The organism is Turicibacter sp. GALT-G1, from assembly GCF_025594995.1.
GTDB classification, from domain to species: Bacteria; Bacillota_I; Bacilli_A; order MOL361; family Turicibacteraceae; genus Turicibacter; species Turicibacter bilis.
This window is the reverse complement of the sequence record NZ_JAMQUS010000075.1, coordinates 1-14,629: the sequence shown is the minus strand read 5'-3', so window position 1 is coordinate 14,629 and position 14,629 is coordinate 1. Positions and strand designations below refer to the sequence as shown.

Annotated in this window: 15 protein-coding genes; 11 read left to right on the top strand and 4 right to left on the bottom strand. The window is 32.0% G+C overall.

The annotated features are described in order from the left end of the window. Positions 1-10 precede the first annotated feature (10 nt). Positions 11-736 (bottom strand): helix-turn-helix transcriptional regulator, encoded by a 726-nt coding sequence (locus NEH74_RS12110; protein WP_055305423.1) that lies wholly within the window; start codon positions 734-736, stop codon positions 11-13. A gap of 166 nt (positions 737-902) precedes the next feature. Here NEH74_RS12110 and NEH74_RS12105 point away from each other — a divergent pair, with 166 nt between their 5' ends. The 9 genes from NEH74_RS12105 to NEH74_RS12065 all read left to right on the top strand — a co-directional run bounded on the left by NEH74_RS12105 (position 903) and on the right by NEH74_RS12065 (position 8,905). Next, on the top strand, positions 903-1,646 hold the full coding sequence (locus NEH74_RS12105) for an AAA family ATPase (RefSeq protein ID WP_055305422.1): 744 nt from the start codon (positions 903-905) through the stop codon (positions 1,644-1,646). A 29-nt stretch (positions 1,647-1,675) separates the two neighbouring features. Then, a complete protein-coding gene (locus tag NEH74_RS12100) occupies positions 1,676-2,599 on the top strand; it encodes an ABC transporter substrate-binding protein (RefSeq protein ID WP_055305421.1) in 924 nt (307 codons plus the stop codon). A 2-nt stretch (positions 2,600-2,601) separates the two neighbouring features. Then, the gene (locus NEH74_RS12095; RefSeq protein ID WP_055305420.1) at positions 2,602-3,582 is read left to right on the top strand and encodes a FecCD family ABC transporter permease; all 981 of its coding nucleotides are present in this window, start codon (positions 2,602-2,604) and stop codon (positions 3,580-3,582) included. A gap of 2 nt (positions 3,583-3,584) precedes the next feature. Beyond that, on the top strand, positions 3,585-4,370 hold the full coding sequence (locus tag NEH74_RS12090; protein WP_055305419.1) for an ABC transporter ATP-binding protein: 786 nt from the start codon (positions 3,585-3,587) through the stop codon (positions 4,368-4,370). A gap of 10 nt (positions 4,371-4,380) precedes the next feature. Further along, positions 4,381-5,670: a nitrogenase component 1 gene (locus tag NEH74_RS12085; protein WP_262941414.1), complete on the top strand. Its 1,290-nt coding sequence runs from the start codon at positions 4,381-4,383 to the stop codon at positions 5,668-5,670. Then, the gene (locus NEH74_RS12080; RefSeq protein ID WP_055305417.1) at positions 5,657-6,865 is read left to right on the top strand and encodes a nitrogenase component 1; all 1,209 of its coding nucleotides are present in this window, start codon (positions 5,657-5,659) and stop codon (positions 6,863-6,865) included. The genes NEH74_RS12085 and NEH74_RS12080 overlap by 14 nt, the downstream gene beginning before the upstream one ends. Before the next feature lie 9 nt (positions 6,866-6,874). Then, positions 6,875-7,339 (top strand): HugZ family protein, encoded by a 465-nt coding sequence (locus tag NEH74_RS12075; protein WP_055305416.1) that lies wholly within the window; start codon positions 6,875-6,877, stop codon positions 7,337-7,339. 127 nt (positions 7,340-7,466) lie between these two features. Continuing rightward, positions 7,467-8,222, top strand: coding sequence for a polyphosphate polymerase domain-containing protein (locus NEH74_RS12070; RefSeq protein ID WP_055305415.1), 756 nt, complete (start codon positions 7,467-7,469; stop codon positions 8,220-8,222). Then, positions 8,216-8,905, top strand: a complete 690-nt coding sequence (locus tag NEH74_RS12065) for a DUF4956 domain-containing protein (RefSeq protein ID WP_055305414.1) — start codon at positions 8,216-8,218, stop codon at positions 8,903-8,905. The genes NEH74_RS12070 and NEH74_RS12065 overlap by 7 nt, the downstream gene beginning before the upstream one ends. Positions 8,906-9,604: 699 nt before the next feature. Here the strand turns inward: NEH74_RS12065 and NEH74_RS12060 are convergent. Continuing rightward, a complete protein-coding gene (locus NEH74_RS12060; protein ID WP_055305413.1) occupies positions 9,605-11,419 on the bottom strand; it encodes a carbohydrate-binding domain-containing protein in 1,815 nt (604 codons plus the stop codon). Positions 11,420-11,744: 325 nt separating this feature from the next. On the opposite strand from NEH74_RS12060, the gene NEH74_RS12055 reads away from it, so the two are divergent. Further along, a complete protein-coding gene (locus NEH74_RS12055; protein ID WP_055277411.1) occupies positions 11,745-12,365 on the top strand; it encodes a YczE/YyaS/YitT family protein in 621 nt (206 codons plus the stop codon). Here the strand turns inward: NEH74_RS12055 and NEH74_RS12050 are convergent, their stop codons facing one another. Both NEH74_RS12050 and NEH74_RS12045 read right to left on the bottom strand, forming a co-directional pair. Continuing rightward, entirely contained in the window at positions 12,366-13,193 is an 828-nt protein-coding gene (locus tag NEH74_RS12050) for an AraC family transcriptional regulator (RefSeq protein ID WP_055245165.1), read from the bottom strand. 63 nt (positions 13,194-13,256) lie between these two features. After that, positions 13,257-13,796 carry a DNA-3-methyladenine glycosylase I gene (locus tag NEH74_RS12045; protein ID WP_055245167.1) on the bottom strand — a complete coding sequence of 180 codons (540 nt, stop codon included), beginning with the start codon at positions 13,794-13,796 and terminating at the stop codon, positions 13,257-13,259. Positions 13,797-14,044: 248 nt separating this feature from the next. Here NEH74_RS12045 and NEH74_RS12040 point away from each other — a divergent pair, with 248 nt between their 5' ends. Next, entirely contained in the window at positions 14,045-14,518 is a 474-nt protein-coding gene (locus tag NEH74_RS12040) for a hypothetical protein (RefSeq protein WP_055277460.1), read from the top strand. The last annotated feature ends 111 nt before the right edge of the window (positions 14,519-14,629 follow it).

Here is a 14,629-nt window from a genome sequence, read left to right as displayed (position 1 = left end):
GAAGCTTCTATTAGGAGAGAGCTTCTTTTTTTATTTGATGTTGTTGACGAAATTCAATTGGAGTAAATCCCGTTAATTTTTTAAACATCATTGTATAGTAGTTGTGGTTATTAAATCCAACAGCAAGTGCAATTGATAAAATCGACTCATTATTTTGAATTAGATATTGCTTACTTTTTTCGATGCGTAGTCGATTCAAAAATTTTGAGAAGGTCATTCCTGTCTCGTTTTTAAAAATACAACAAAAATAACTTTTATTTACGTTTAAATCTTTACATACATCTGTCAGTGTAATGTTTTTGTCATAATTTTTATGAATATAGTAAATTCCTTCTCGAACATAGGTGTTAAATTTAGGGGCTGAAAATAAATGTTGCCTCATAATATTTTCAAATAGCTTTCCAAGATAAGAGAGGCAATCAAAAGGTTTATAAGCGAATTGATTGTCCTTACCTAGATTAATAGATTGAAAAGGACCCGCAATAAAATAACCTGTTAGTTGGCGATAATTTTGCAAAGGAAGAACAATAAAATGGATATTTTCAAAATAAGTCAGTGTGGTTAAAGCATCTATTCCTTGTTTGAGATCGTGGTACAAAGAAGTTGAGTTAATAAAATCTTTTATAGACTCCTGAATATCAATATTAAAAATAGAGTTAAAGGTTTGATCGAGAAATTGTACGGGGATGTGGACACAAGTATAAAAATCTAGTAATACATTTTCAATTGATTTCATAAATTTCATCTCCTGTATTGAAATAGATTTAGTGAAGGAAGCGAATATCGTTATAGAAAAACAATATATAGTTTAAGCATTCAGTTTCATTATTGACTATAATATATTCATTGATAATGGTTATCAATTGATAACTCTATTATGTTACAAATAAAGGAGAAAAGCAATGAGAAAATTAGCAATTTACGGAAAAGGTGGGATTGGAAAGTCAACAACGACATCTAACTTATCGGCTGCATTATCTATGTTGGGGCTCAAAGTTATGCAGATTGGATGTGATCCCAAAGCAGATTCAACTAAAAATTTAATGGGAGGAAATTTTATACCAACTGTTTTAGAAGTAATGAATAAAAAAGGGGATAACATTACATTAGAAGATATTGTTTTTGAAGGATTTAATGGGGTGTTATGTGTTGAAGCTGGCGGACCTACTCCAGGGGTTGGTTGTGCAGGAAGAGGAATTATTGCTGCCTTTGAAAAATTAGCTGAATTAAATGCATTTGAAGTTTACCAGCCAGATATCGTTATTTATGATGTGCTAGGTGATGTTGTTTGTGGTGGATTCTCGATGCCAATTCGTAATGGATATGCTGATGAGGTTTATATTGTGACCTCGGGGGAAATGATGTCGATGTATGCTGCAAGTAATATTTCAACAGCAGTTAACCAATTTAAAAATCGAGGTTATGCCTCTTTAAAAGGATTAATTTTAAATGCTAAAAATGTGGAGAATGAATATGAGCTTGTTCAGAAGTTAGCTACTGAAATAAATTCAACAATTTATCACTATATTCCACGTGATAAAGTTGTACAGTTATCGGAAAATGATGGAAAAACCGTTATTGAAAAAGAGAGTAGCTGTGAGATGGCAAGTGTGTATTTAGAGTTAGCAAAGAAAATAATCGCTTAATTAAGAAAAAAAAACAGGAGGAAGAGAAAATGAAAGTTAAAAATTTATTAAGTATGATGTTAGTAGCAGGGATGATGTTAGTTGGTTGTCAAAATGGAGGGCAAGCTGTTGATCAATCAACAGAAAATCCACAACCAGATCAAGCAGTTCAAGAAGAAACTCCAGCTGAGGCAATAAAAGTTGTGTCTGCAACTGTATCTGCAACGAATGTGTTAGCGGAATTAGATGCTGAGGTAGTAGGGGTACCAACTACATCACAACCTTTACCAGCACAGTATGCTGATTTACCAGAGGTCGGTCAAGCAATGAGCCCAGATTTAGAAATAGTTGCTTCATTAGAGCCGGATTTATTTGTTATGGATTCTAATTTTCAAGCTAGTGTAGAAGAGAGTTTATCACAATATGGATTAAATACTTTCTTTTTTGAAACAGGAAGTTATTCTGATTTTACAAATAGCATTAAACAATTAGGAGTAGAGATTAATCGTGAGGATGAGGCTAAAAAGCTAGTTAGTGGAATTGAAGCATCAGTTACAAAAGCTTTAGAGAAAAAAGGGGATAACTCGCCAACAGTTGCTGTAATTTTTGGAGCAGGTGAGAACTTTATGCTAGCTACAGATACTTCATATTTAGGAGATTTAGTGAAGACATTAGGTGCAACAAATATTACATCAAAACTTGAAGGAGATATGAGTTCAGCCTATGTTCAATTTAGCTTAGAACAAATTTTAGCTGAGAATCCTGACTATGTATTACGTTTTGCACACGGAAACATTGAAGAAACAGCGAAAATGTTTGATGCAGCATTTGACAGTAATGAAGCTTATCAACAATTAGATGCTGTAAAGAGTGGAAAAGTTTATGATTTAGATCCAACGATTTTCAATGTGTCAGCAAATTTAGAAATTACAACGGCAATTGAAACACTTGGAGAAATTTTTTATGGTAACTAATCATGAGTTTAGATAGAAAATATCTTATTATTGGAGGAACAGCACTTGTTTTAGTAATTTTAGTGGTATTATTTTCAACTATTGGAAGTGTCAACTTAAGTTTAGGTGAAATTATTAGTTCGCTAATTCATCAAGATAATAGTATGGTCATGACAATTGTCTACAAAATGCGACTACCACGAAATATTTTAGCGGTTTTGATTGGCGCTAATTTAGCCGTATCTGGTGTTTTATTACAATCTGTTATGAAAAATCCACTTGCTGACCCTGGAATTACCGGGGTTTCAAGTGGAGCTAGTGTGGCAGCAATTATTATTTTGTTATTAATGCCTCAACTTTCAGGCGCTTTACCCTTATTCGCCTTCGTTGGAGGAGCAATTGCATGTGCACTTGTATTTATAATGGCGTGGAAAAATGGTTTAAGACCAGAGCGCATTGTTTTAGCTGGTGTTGCGATTAACACAATTTTAGGTGGATTTATTTCTTTATTATCAACTCTATTTAGTGACAGAATTCAGAGTGCGATTTTATGGTTAAACGGAAGTCTTGCAACTAAAACATGGTCACACGTAGATATGCTGTTTCTCTATTCATTAATTGGTCTAGGACTTTCATTATTTTTGATTCGTAGTGCGAACGTCTTACAACTTGGTGATGAATCAGCAAAAAATCTAGGATTTAATGTAAGTCGTACAAGGCTTGTTATTTCTGCAGTGGCTGTTTTTTTAGCAGCTATTTCAACAGCTGTTGTTGGAATTATTAGCTTTATTGGATTAATTGTTCCTCACATTGCACGTCTGCTAATGGGAAGTGATCATAAATACACAATTCCTTTTAGTATGGTACTAGGAGCTATTGTTTTATTAATTGCAGATACATTAGCAAGAACTATTGGGGGATCGATTGAAATCCCAGTTGGTGTTATTACATCAATTGTAGGTGGACCATTTTTCTTATATTTATTAAGAAAGAGAGGGAACTAGTCATGCTTTGTGCAAAGGATTTAAAAGTAGGATATGAGGATAGAATTATCATTGATAACTTAAATTTATCAATTAAACAAGGTGAAATTGTTTCGATTATTGGTCCTAATGGATGTGGAAAATCAACACTATTAAAAACATTATCTCGTATGATTAGTCCGATATCTGGTAAGGTGTATTTAGAAGGAACTGAATTAAAATATTTAAAAAATAAATTGATTTCTCAAAAAATTTGTTTATTATCTCAACATAATCAGGCACCAAATGATTTAACTGTTGAACAACTTGTTTATTATGGACGTCTACCACACAAAAAATGGTATGAACATAAAAGTGAAGAGGATAAATTATTTATTGATTGGGCTATTGAACAAACAGGGTTAACACGATATAAAGATAAACCGATTGGGTCATTATCTGGTGGAGAGAGACAACGTGCCTATATTGCACAAGCTTTATGTCAAAAACCAACGATTTTATTACTAGATGAACCAACAACCTATTTAGATATTTCATATCAATTAGAATTAATGGAACTCATTCAAGAGATTAATAAAAAATTAAATATTACAGTTGTGATGGTTTTACATGAATTAAATCAAGCGAGTCGCTACAGTAATCGACTTATTATTATGAAACAAGGGACCATTATTTCAGATGGGGCACCGAATGAAATTATTGACCAACAAACAATTGAATCAGTTTATCAAATTCAATGTGAGATTGATTTAGATCCTATTTCGAATAAACCACGTATTCACCCAATTCAAACAATTAAAAGTGCATAGGGGGTAAGGTATGTATACATTAGAAACTTTAAATCGCCTGAGTGAGATTCAAAGTGACCAAGATATTAAAAGTTTATCACATGCAATCTTTCCAGGAACACATTGTCCACTATTTGGCGTTGCTTTAACTGCCTCATATATTCAAAATATGATAATCGTTGTTATAGGAACAAGTGAATGCACTTATTATACAAAAAACTTTGCTTATCATCGCCAAAAGGGAAAGGATAGTGTTTATTCATTAGTTCTTGACGATAACGAAGTTGTATTTGGTGCAGTAAATCAAGTTGAAAAAGCAATTAAAGAAATTATTGAAATTGAAAATCCAGATGCGATTATGTTAGTAACAACGTGTGTTCCAGAATTAATTGGAGAAGATTATACAGGAGTTAAGTACAGTTTAGAGCAGGAGGGTAATATTCCTATTTTTGTTGTACAAACCGAACATTTTAAATGTAATTCTCATATTCCAGGAATGTCGCGAACGCTCAAATCATTTGCACAAGCAATGCAGCCATGTGCTCAAAATGATAGTATCAATATTTTAGGACATCGACAAGATAAAGTAGATGAAACAGAGTTAGTGCAGTTATTAACTAAGCATGGAATCACGATTAATACAGTTATTCCATCAAAATGTACAATTGAACAAATTAAAGAAGCACCTCGTGCAAAATTAAATATTGTGACTGATATGATTGCTCTTGACCTAGCAAAAGAAATGAAGCATCGCTTTAATATTGATTATATTTATTTTGATAAACACTTAAATCATAAGATTATTGATGAAAATTATAAACAAATTGAAGGATTATTTGGAATCTCATTACAAGAAGATCTAGAGCAGGTTAAGTTAGAATATCATCAATTGTTTAATCGATGTCAGACACTGTTAACAGGGAAGAAATTAATTTATGGGAATACACCAATGATGGCATTTGAAACAGTAGATTTCTTAAGTGATTTAGGGCTAGTTCCTGTATTTGTTCAATTACGTGAATTATATGATCAAGATATTAAATTTCAAGACAACCTTTTAAGTAAAGGATATGATCCATATATTAGTCGTATTGCAAATATTGCCCCATTACGTAAGCTATATGACACGATTAGCGCAGACTTATATGTTGGTCATGAAAGTCCAATGTTATTAAAGCAAAAAGGGATGTTACAAATAACGTTTGATGTTCATGCACAAAAAATTGGATATGAACTTTCAATTGGAATGATGAAGGATATGATTAAGTTATTTGAAATGGAATCAATGCCAATGGGAGGAATGATACATGCAGCTATGTAAATATTATCCTATCGCTAATGATCGGATGGGAGCAATTTGGACACTGGCATCTATTAAAGGAGCATGTGTTATTGAATTTGGACCGGCCGGAACTACTCATTATGCAATTGAAGGAATTGGAAGTTTAAATGGAAAACATGAAGCTAATATCTATTCCACTCATATGGATCAAAGTGATGTGACTTTTGGAAAGTATGATCGTCTCGAACAAGCAATTATGGAAGTTGATGAAAATATTAAACCAAAATATATTTTTGTTATGGCTTCTTCAATTTCATCTATTATTGGAGCAGATGTAGAAAGTGTTTGTTTTGAATTAGAGTCTAAAGTTAGTGCTCAATTAATTCCAATAACAACAGGGGGATTAAAACACCATTATCATATTGGTGTTGAACAAACATTGTTATTACTTGTTAAGAATTTAGTCAAGCCTGCTCAAAAAGATCCAATGAAATACAATATTCTAGGATTTACAATGGATAGATATAATTATTTATCTGATGTAGAAGAACTAAAGCGTATGATGACTTTATTTTTTAATAAACAATTAAACGCTGTTTTTACTTGTGAAACTAGCGTTGAGGATTTAGAGAATGCTGCAACCGCTAGTTTAAATATTGTTGTCCGACGCGAAGCATTAAAGGCTGCACAGTATTTAGAAAAAACATATGGAATTCCGTATATTTATCATTCATTACATGGGTTAGAGAATACGATGAAATTTATTCAAAAACTAGCTATATTTGAGGGATATGAATTAAATGAAGAAAAATATGAAGAAGAAGTTACTCAAATTAAACAACAAATGTTTACAGTGAAACGAAAATTCTTTTTCTATAAAGAAACAAAAAAATGTGCTGTCTTTGGTGATTATGATACTGCAGTCGGAATGAAGCAACTACTTGAAGAGTTAGGATTAGAAGTTAATCGAGCTGAGATTTTATATCAGACAGAGGTAGAGGAACCATTAGTAGCAGGTGGGACTGAATTTGACCGAATGAAGTATTTAAAGCAAGAATCTTTATTGCTGCTATTAGGTGATGGCGCAACAATTGAGATGGATTATACCGCTAAATCTAGTCATCAAGTAAGCAATCCTAATTTACATCATATAATGATTTATCCATATACGCCTTTTATTGGATTTAGAGGGATGTTGTATTGGATAGAGAAAATTTTAAATATTAGTTTATAGGAGCTTAAAATGGAGAAGTTATTAGAACAAAAAAGTCTCATGATTAGTTCATTAAATCATCAATTATTACCGGAAATCAGCTATGCACCATTTATAAGAGATGGAATTGATTTGTATATCTATATAAGTAAGGCTGCTGCTCATTATCACCATTTATTAATGAATCCAAACTGTTCAGTTATGCTGATTGAAGATGAAAAAGATGCGAAAAATATTTTTGCGAGGGAACGACTTTCTTTTAATTGTAAGGTAGATTTGATGAAAGAAGTAGAGGAGGATATCTTTAAAAAATTTGATGCTAGCCATGGGGCATCAATAATGAGTGTTTTAAAGAAACTAGATTTTGATATATTTAAATTAAATATCCAATCTGGACGATTAGTTAAAGGATTTGGAAAAGCATATGATATTACTATTTGTGACGATCAATTAATAATTAGTGAAGGATCTGTCATGGGACATAAGATGAAATAAAATCACCAGTTTAACTGGTGATTTTTTTAAAATTAACAAAAAGTTAACAATCCTTAAGATTGGTTTAAGGTGTATCAATATAATGGAAGTATAAGATATTTATTCAATCTAATTGGAGGTTATTATAATGGCGATTAAATCATTTAAACGGTATGAGAAAAAATTTTTATTAACGAATCAACAATATGATGCACTAATTCCTAAGTTGTTAGATTACATGGAACCGGATCATCACTGTTTAGATGGAAAGAACTACAGCATCTATAACATTTATTACGATACGATTCATTCTGATGTCATTCGTCATTCAATTTCAAAACCTTATTATAAGGAAAAGCTAAGGTTGAGAAGTTATAAAATTCCTAAAAAGCCAACAGATAAAGTTTTTCTAGAATTAAAGAAAAAGATTAATGGAATCGTCAATAAACGCCGTGTGATTTTAACTTTAGAGGAAGCAAGAGATTTTGTTGAGCAAGGAATACGACCTGAAACATGTGACTATATGAGTGAACAAGTCATCAATGAAATAGCTTATTATTTGAGTCATGAATCTGTAAAGCCATCTGTTTATATTGGCTATACTCGTAAAGCATTTTTTGCTAAAGATGATCCGGAATTTCGTTTAACCTTTGATTCAAAAATACTGACAAGACGTGAAAATTTAACACTTGAAGGGGGATATTATGGGGATGATATTCTTGAAGAAAATCAATATTTAATGGAAGTTAAAATTTTAGGTGCCATCCCGGTTTGGTTTACGAAGATTTTATCAGAATTAGAGATTTACAATACTCATTTTTCAAAATACGGTCAAGAATTTATGAAGTATTGTGCCCAAGATAAGGATGAAATAGAAGAGAAATGGAGAGATATCGCATGTTAGAAACAATTATTCAATCAACAGATGGAAGTTCATTTACATTACTTAATACGTTAATTGTCATTGCAGCTGCAATCATTTTAGGGTTCGTGATCAGTTTAGTTTATATGAGGACAACTAAAAAAGCTGGATATAGCCCAAGCTTTACGATTACTTTGATTATGTTGCCAGTTATTATTTCAATCATTATTTTATTAGTTGGTAATAATGTTGCTCGGGCATTTAGTTTAGCAGGAGCCTTTTCATTAATTCGATTTAGAAGTGCCCCTGGGGAACCAAAAGATATTGCATATGTTTTCTTTACTTTAGCAGTAGGTTTATGTTGTGGGATGGGCTATATTGGATACGCCGTTATTTTTACTATCTGTTTATCACTAGTTATGCTAATATTAGATGCTACAAAATTTGCAATGCCTAAAACAAAAGCTATGAATTTAAAAATTATTGTCCCAGAAGATTTAAATTATGAAGGTATTTTTGATGAAGTTTTAAATAAATATTCAAGCAACTATCATATTGAAACAATTCGTACTCGTGATTTTGGTGCTCTTTTTGAACTAAATTATTCAATTCAATTGCTTGAAGGAGCGAATCAAAAACAATTAATTGATGAATTAAGATGTAGAAATGGAAACTTAAATATTACATTAACTTTAAATGCTCAAAATGAAAAAGTATATGTTTAAAAATATAGCCAGCAAGTTCTGAAAATTTGCTGGCTTTTACTATGTAATTAAGTGGCTGTTGACTAAGAGAGAATAACATAAATTCTTCAAGCTGTTTATTCCTAACTAAACAATCAGTCCTACTCATTTATGAGATTTAAGATATACCCAAAGGGGGCGTCATTTCAGGTGCTGAAATATGATTCTAAGAAGCCTCTTGGTTTTAACAGTTTTCGATAATGTAGCTTTGTTATTATAAATTATAAGCCACTGTTACTTTTTGAGGGGGGACTATTAGAGTTTTTAATAAAAGTTTTTTTGTTGTTTTAGTTTGTTTGTTATTGGCTTATCTTTTTCTATATACAAACAGAAATGTATTTTATAATTTTGAATTATTCTTAGTTGCTTAACCGCTTTGAGACGAAAGCTCCCTATAGTCCAGATAAAAGTTTTTGCCATGTGAAAAACTTATCTGGACTTATATAGTTATAATTGATATCATTAGTATTTATTCATCTCATCTTTAAATGAAGAGTAAGGTTCCTGAATGCAGTAACTCTTTAGTAGATAAAAATGAAGGTGAGAACACGTTCTCTGATACAACTGCTTTAATATTTATTATGAGATACTTTTCTTATGCAATCCAAATCTTCAAAATAAAAAGGGTATGAAATCTAGATTTCATACCCTTTTTTTATTAATTAATTGCTTGAAGGTTATTTAAGGTCTCCCCATACCACCAGGACCACCCATACCATTATTTAAATTTCCATTGCTTGTGATAGAGCTTGAGATAGTTAAGGTCGCTACATTTGAGCCCCCACTATATGATCCGCCTTTGTATAAGCCATCTATTTCTGTTCCAGTTGAAGTACCACCCGTTGAAATCGTGTATGTTTCACCTGTTTTAAATTCAGGGGAACTAATCATAATAACTTGTGATGATTTAGAAGGTGCATAAGTAATCAAATCTGTTCCCGTACTGTCTTGAATATTAATCAATGTATGACTTGAAGTATTACTGCTCACGACGATTGTATTTTGGCTAGATGATGAACTTGGGGTTTGAAGCATAGCATTACTTCCGGATGCAATTAATAATCCCCCACTAATATTAAACGTTGCGTCATAGTCTAATGCACCATTTCCGCCATCAGTTGGTCCATCAACAATAACGGTTCCACCTGACATTTCAATCGATCCATTTGCATCAAGTCCATCACCAGAAGCATTGACATAGACATATCCACCATTAAAGTAAATCATACCTGAAGTCGATGAGAAGTTATTTTGTCCAGGACGTCCATTCATGGCAGAACCATCATTTCCACCCGCTGCATTAATTCCATCATCACTTGCGATGAGATGAATTGTTCCATCGTTTATCGTAATCGTTGTACTTTCTAATCCTTCATATGATTTTGTAATATCGATTGTTCCACCATTAATGTCTAGTGTTGTATCCGCATGAATCCCATCATCGCCACTAGCTATAGTGAATGATCCACCATTAATGACGATACTATCGTTTGTATGAATTGAATCATCGGAAGAGTCAATATTAAAGCTTCCATCTTCAACCGTTAAGTTAACACCTGCTTTTAATGCTTTTGCACTTGTTGTTTCTTCACTACTAGAAGATGAAGTTTGAGCATGTCCGGGTATTCCCCAAACGCCCCAACTCGATGATTTCGAACTACTGTTTTCACTACCACCACCTGTTTCGATAGTAAAAGTTCCACCATTAATTAATAAATCTGTTTCAGCTTGAATACCATCACCTGTTGCAGTTAGATTAAAGGTTCCATTATTGATTGTAATCCATCCTTTAGTTGTATCTGTTGTATTATCTGATTTAATAGCGTCACCACCGCTGTTAATCACAAAGGTTCCGTTATCAATTTCAATAGAATCTTTTCCTTTTAATCCATTGTTAACAGCGTTAATTGTAATATCTCCATTTTTGATATCTAAGTCATCTTTACTCGCTATTCCATTGTTATAGTTTGCATTCACAATTAAAGAACCTGTTCCATTAATTTTTAAATCATCTTTGCTAAAAATAGCGGCATTTGGTTCATCCACTGTTGCATCTTCATAAACATATGATTCTGCATCCGTTATGACACTTTCTGTTCCTTCAACTAATGTTAAAGTCGTTTTATCAGCATTCATAACGTAAATAGGAGCACTTGTTGAAGACGTTAAATGAACACCATTTAATAAGATTTCAACTTGATCTAAATCACCGGCATTCACAATAACTTGCCCGTCATCTAGTGTTCCACTTAAACTATAAGTCCCGCCTTGAGTGATAGTGACTATGTTTTCATCGACTGTCACACCAGTTCCATTGACTGTAATACTTGATCCAAATTCAATCGTTGTATCGGCAGCTGAATGATCTTGATTCGTTGATTCAACGATATTTTCTTGTATTGCCTCATCAGAGGTGTTAGGTTGCTGCTTAGAGCACCCGATTAATGTACTATAAATTGATAAAGCTGAAATGAAAAAAGTCAGTTGCTTTTTCATTGTAAACGCCTCCTGTTTAATTTTCTCTCTTTTTTTGATTTTTAATATAAAGAAGATAAGACAAAACTAGGTAGAAAACGCCTAAATGATAGCTTTTAGGAATGGGGACACGATCTCTACGCTAATGATTGCCTTATCTGAGATTAATATAACAAGTGATTCTTAAAATATCCTTAAATTTCTAAAGGTAATGAAAGTAACATGCTTTATAAATGATATTAAAAAACAGACATTTAACCATACCTATCTAACATCATGAAATGTATTATATTCGGCTCAGGACTTATAATGACAATAGATAAAAAGGAAAGAAGAAGGTGTAGATGTGAAACGAAATAAAATGGATTATGTTCAATATGTTGGAGGTATTGTGTTATTAACACTAGGGGTTGCTTTTAGTTCAAAGGCAGGATTAGGAACAGGATCGTTAGACTCTATTAACTTTGCTTTAGCTGATCGTACAGGATTAAATTTATCGATTATTATTCTTCTCATGGCGTTTGTGGCTATTATAATTTCAACAGTTATTCGTCGTGGAAAACCGAATTTCAAACCATTAATGACTGCTATATTTATGGCGATTTTTACTGAGGGATGGGTAAAAGTCGTAGATATGATTACTGTAGATACAATTGTTCATCAAATTATTATTTTTACTGTAGCCATTTTTTGTGCTTCGGTTGGAATTGCTATTTATTTAAGACCGAAATTTCCAGCTAATCCAAATGATGATATTACCGTTGCTTTAAATGAGGTTTTTAAACTGAAAATTGGGACGGCTAAACTTTTAATTGATCTAATAGCTATTATTATAGCTCTATTATTAAAAGGACCAATTGGAATTGGAACTATTTTAATGACGGTATTAATAGGACCAGCTGTGAATCTAGCTAATTCATTAATTGATAAATGTGCTTCGTCTTCAAATGAAAAAAGTGTAGTCTAGCTACACTTTTTTCATTTGAAGACGAAAATCTGTTGGAGATAATGATTTAATTTTCTTAAATGATTTTGAAAAAGCAAGTGAATCATTATATCCACAAGATCGAGAAATATCAGCAACTGAAAGATTAGTTTCAACTAGTAACTGAGCCGCTTTCGTAATACGGAATTGAATTAAAAATTGTTGGGGAGACATTCCTAAATATTTTTGAAATAATGATGTTAAATACGTACGATTTAAACATAAATAATTAGAAATATCACTTACTTTAATATAGTTAGAATAGTTATTTTGAATAAATTCGATCGCTTTACTAATATAATGATTTTCATTTTTATGCTCGGTTGTTACTTTAATATCTGATGACTCGGCTAACTTAGCTAAAAATAAATATAATAATCCTTGATATTTTAATTCATTAGCTTGAGTTAAACTATTATAACTTAGCATTTGTGTCACATAGTCTTTGAGTTCCTCACAGTGTTCATATTGGCGAACTAATCGATCGTCACAAAAACCTGCTGCCTCTAAATATTTCTGAGCCATTTCCCCATCAAAACCAACCCAAACATAAGTCCAAGGGTCATCTTTATCTGCTTGGTAAAAAGTGAGTTCATTTGGCCGAATTAAAAAACATTCATTTTCCTTTACTTCATAACAATTATCATTTAAATAATAATTTCCTTTTCCTTTAATAACGAAGTGAAGTAAATAATTAGGTCGAATGGCAGGACCAAATGAGTGAGAAGGTTCGCAATCATGAATTCCACAAAAACATAAATATAAATCACGAAAATGTTTATGGTTAACTTCTAAACTAATATGTGACATAAAAATATCCCCCAATGCCTTATGTATGTTATTATAACACATTTGAAAGCGCATAAAAAACATCTATTCTTTATAAATACAAACTTTTTTAGCATAAATAATTCCTATTTCATGGATGAAGCTTAGGATCGTTTTAGGACCGACAAACTTAAAGCTTTCTTTTTTTAAAGCATTAGAAATCATCGTAGCAAATTGTAATGGCGATAATAAATGAGCGTCTATATCATAATTTAACGTTTGATTCTTACTAAACTGCCATAAGTAAGTCGAAAAGCTTTGATAATTATTTTGAAGACGGATGATTTGGTTCGCATTATGAATGATTGCGCGTATCTTTCCTTCATGGCGAATCATATTTTTGTTATTTAATAACTCTAAGATTTTAGACTCATCATATTGAGCGATTTTTTTAATATTAAATTGATCAAAAGCTTTTTCTATCTCACGTTTTTTATTAGCAATCACTTTTTCATTGAGCCCTGTTTGTAAAATTTTATAACAAAGAACTCTGAATAGCTGCTCATCATCATAAATTGGAGTTCCAAATGATGATTCACGATATAATTGATACAATTCTTTTTTACATCCTGTACATTGACGCATAAATATCACCTAGTTTGATTTTCTCTTATTATCTTCAATTTGATGAAAATGAATGTCTCTGAAGTTTGAGGTAAGGATAAATTGGAACGAAAGAGTAGTAAAGATAGTAGTTTTAGGAATGTATTTTAATAAAGATTGATTTTTGGAAGAAAAATCTATAATGAATGTATTTTGATGAGAATTTGAGAATACTAATATTGGTTTCATTAAGTTGAAACAATTGTTGAGATTTAAAGGAGGTATTTAAGATGTCTACCTATAATAAATCAACTCATCAAGAAGAGTTTGGTGAAGAAGTTGTCAAAGGTACCGAACATGTTGCACATAAAATGGCACATGAAGTCAAAGACATAGCAGAAGATGTTGAACACGGAGCAAAAAAAGTGGCTCATGGTGTGGAAAATGTAGCTAAAGATGTGGAATATGGTGCGAATAAAGCAGTTCATGCAACAGCACATGGAGTTAAAAATGTTGCAGAAGATATTGCTCATGGTGCTAAAAAAGTAGTTAATGGTGCAGAAGATGTGGCAGAAGATGTGGCTCATGGTATTGCTAAAGGAATGAAAAATGTTGCTGAGGGCACTGAAAAAGTAATCCATGAAACAGCAGAAGGTATTGAACATGTCGGTGAAAAAATTGAACATGGAGCAAAAAAAATTGTTGATAAAGCAAAAGAATTTGTTGATGAAATCCGACACCCAAATGATCATCTTGAACAATAGTAAAAAAGGCTATCGCAAAGCGGTAGCCTTTTACTTTTATCGTAAAAATAGTGATTTTTTCTGATAAAAAATCTATTTTAGTAAAATGAACGTAACTATTCAGCCTAGTAG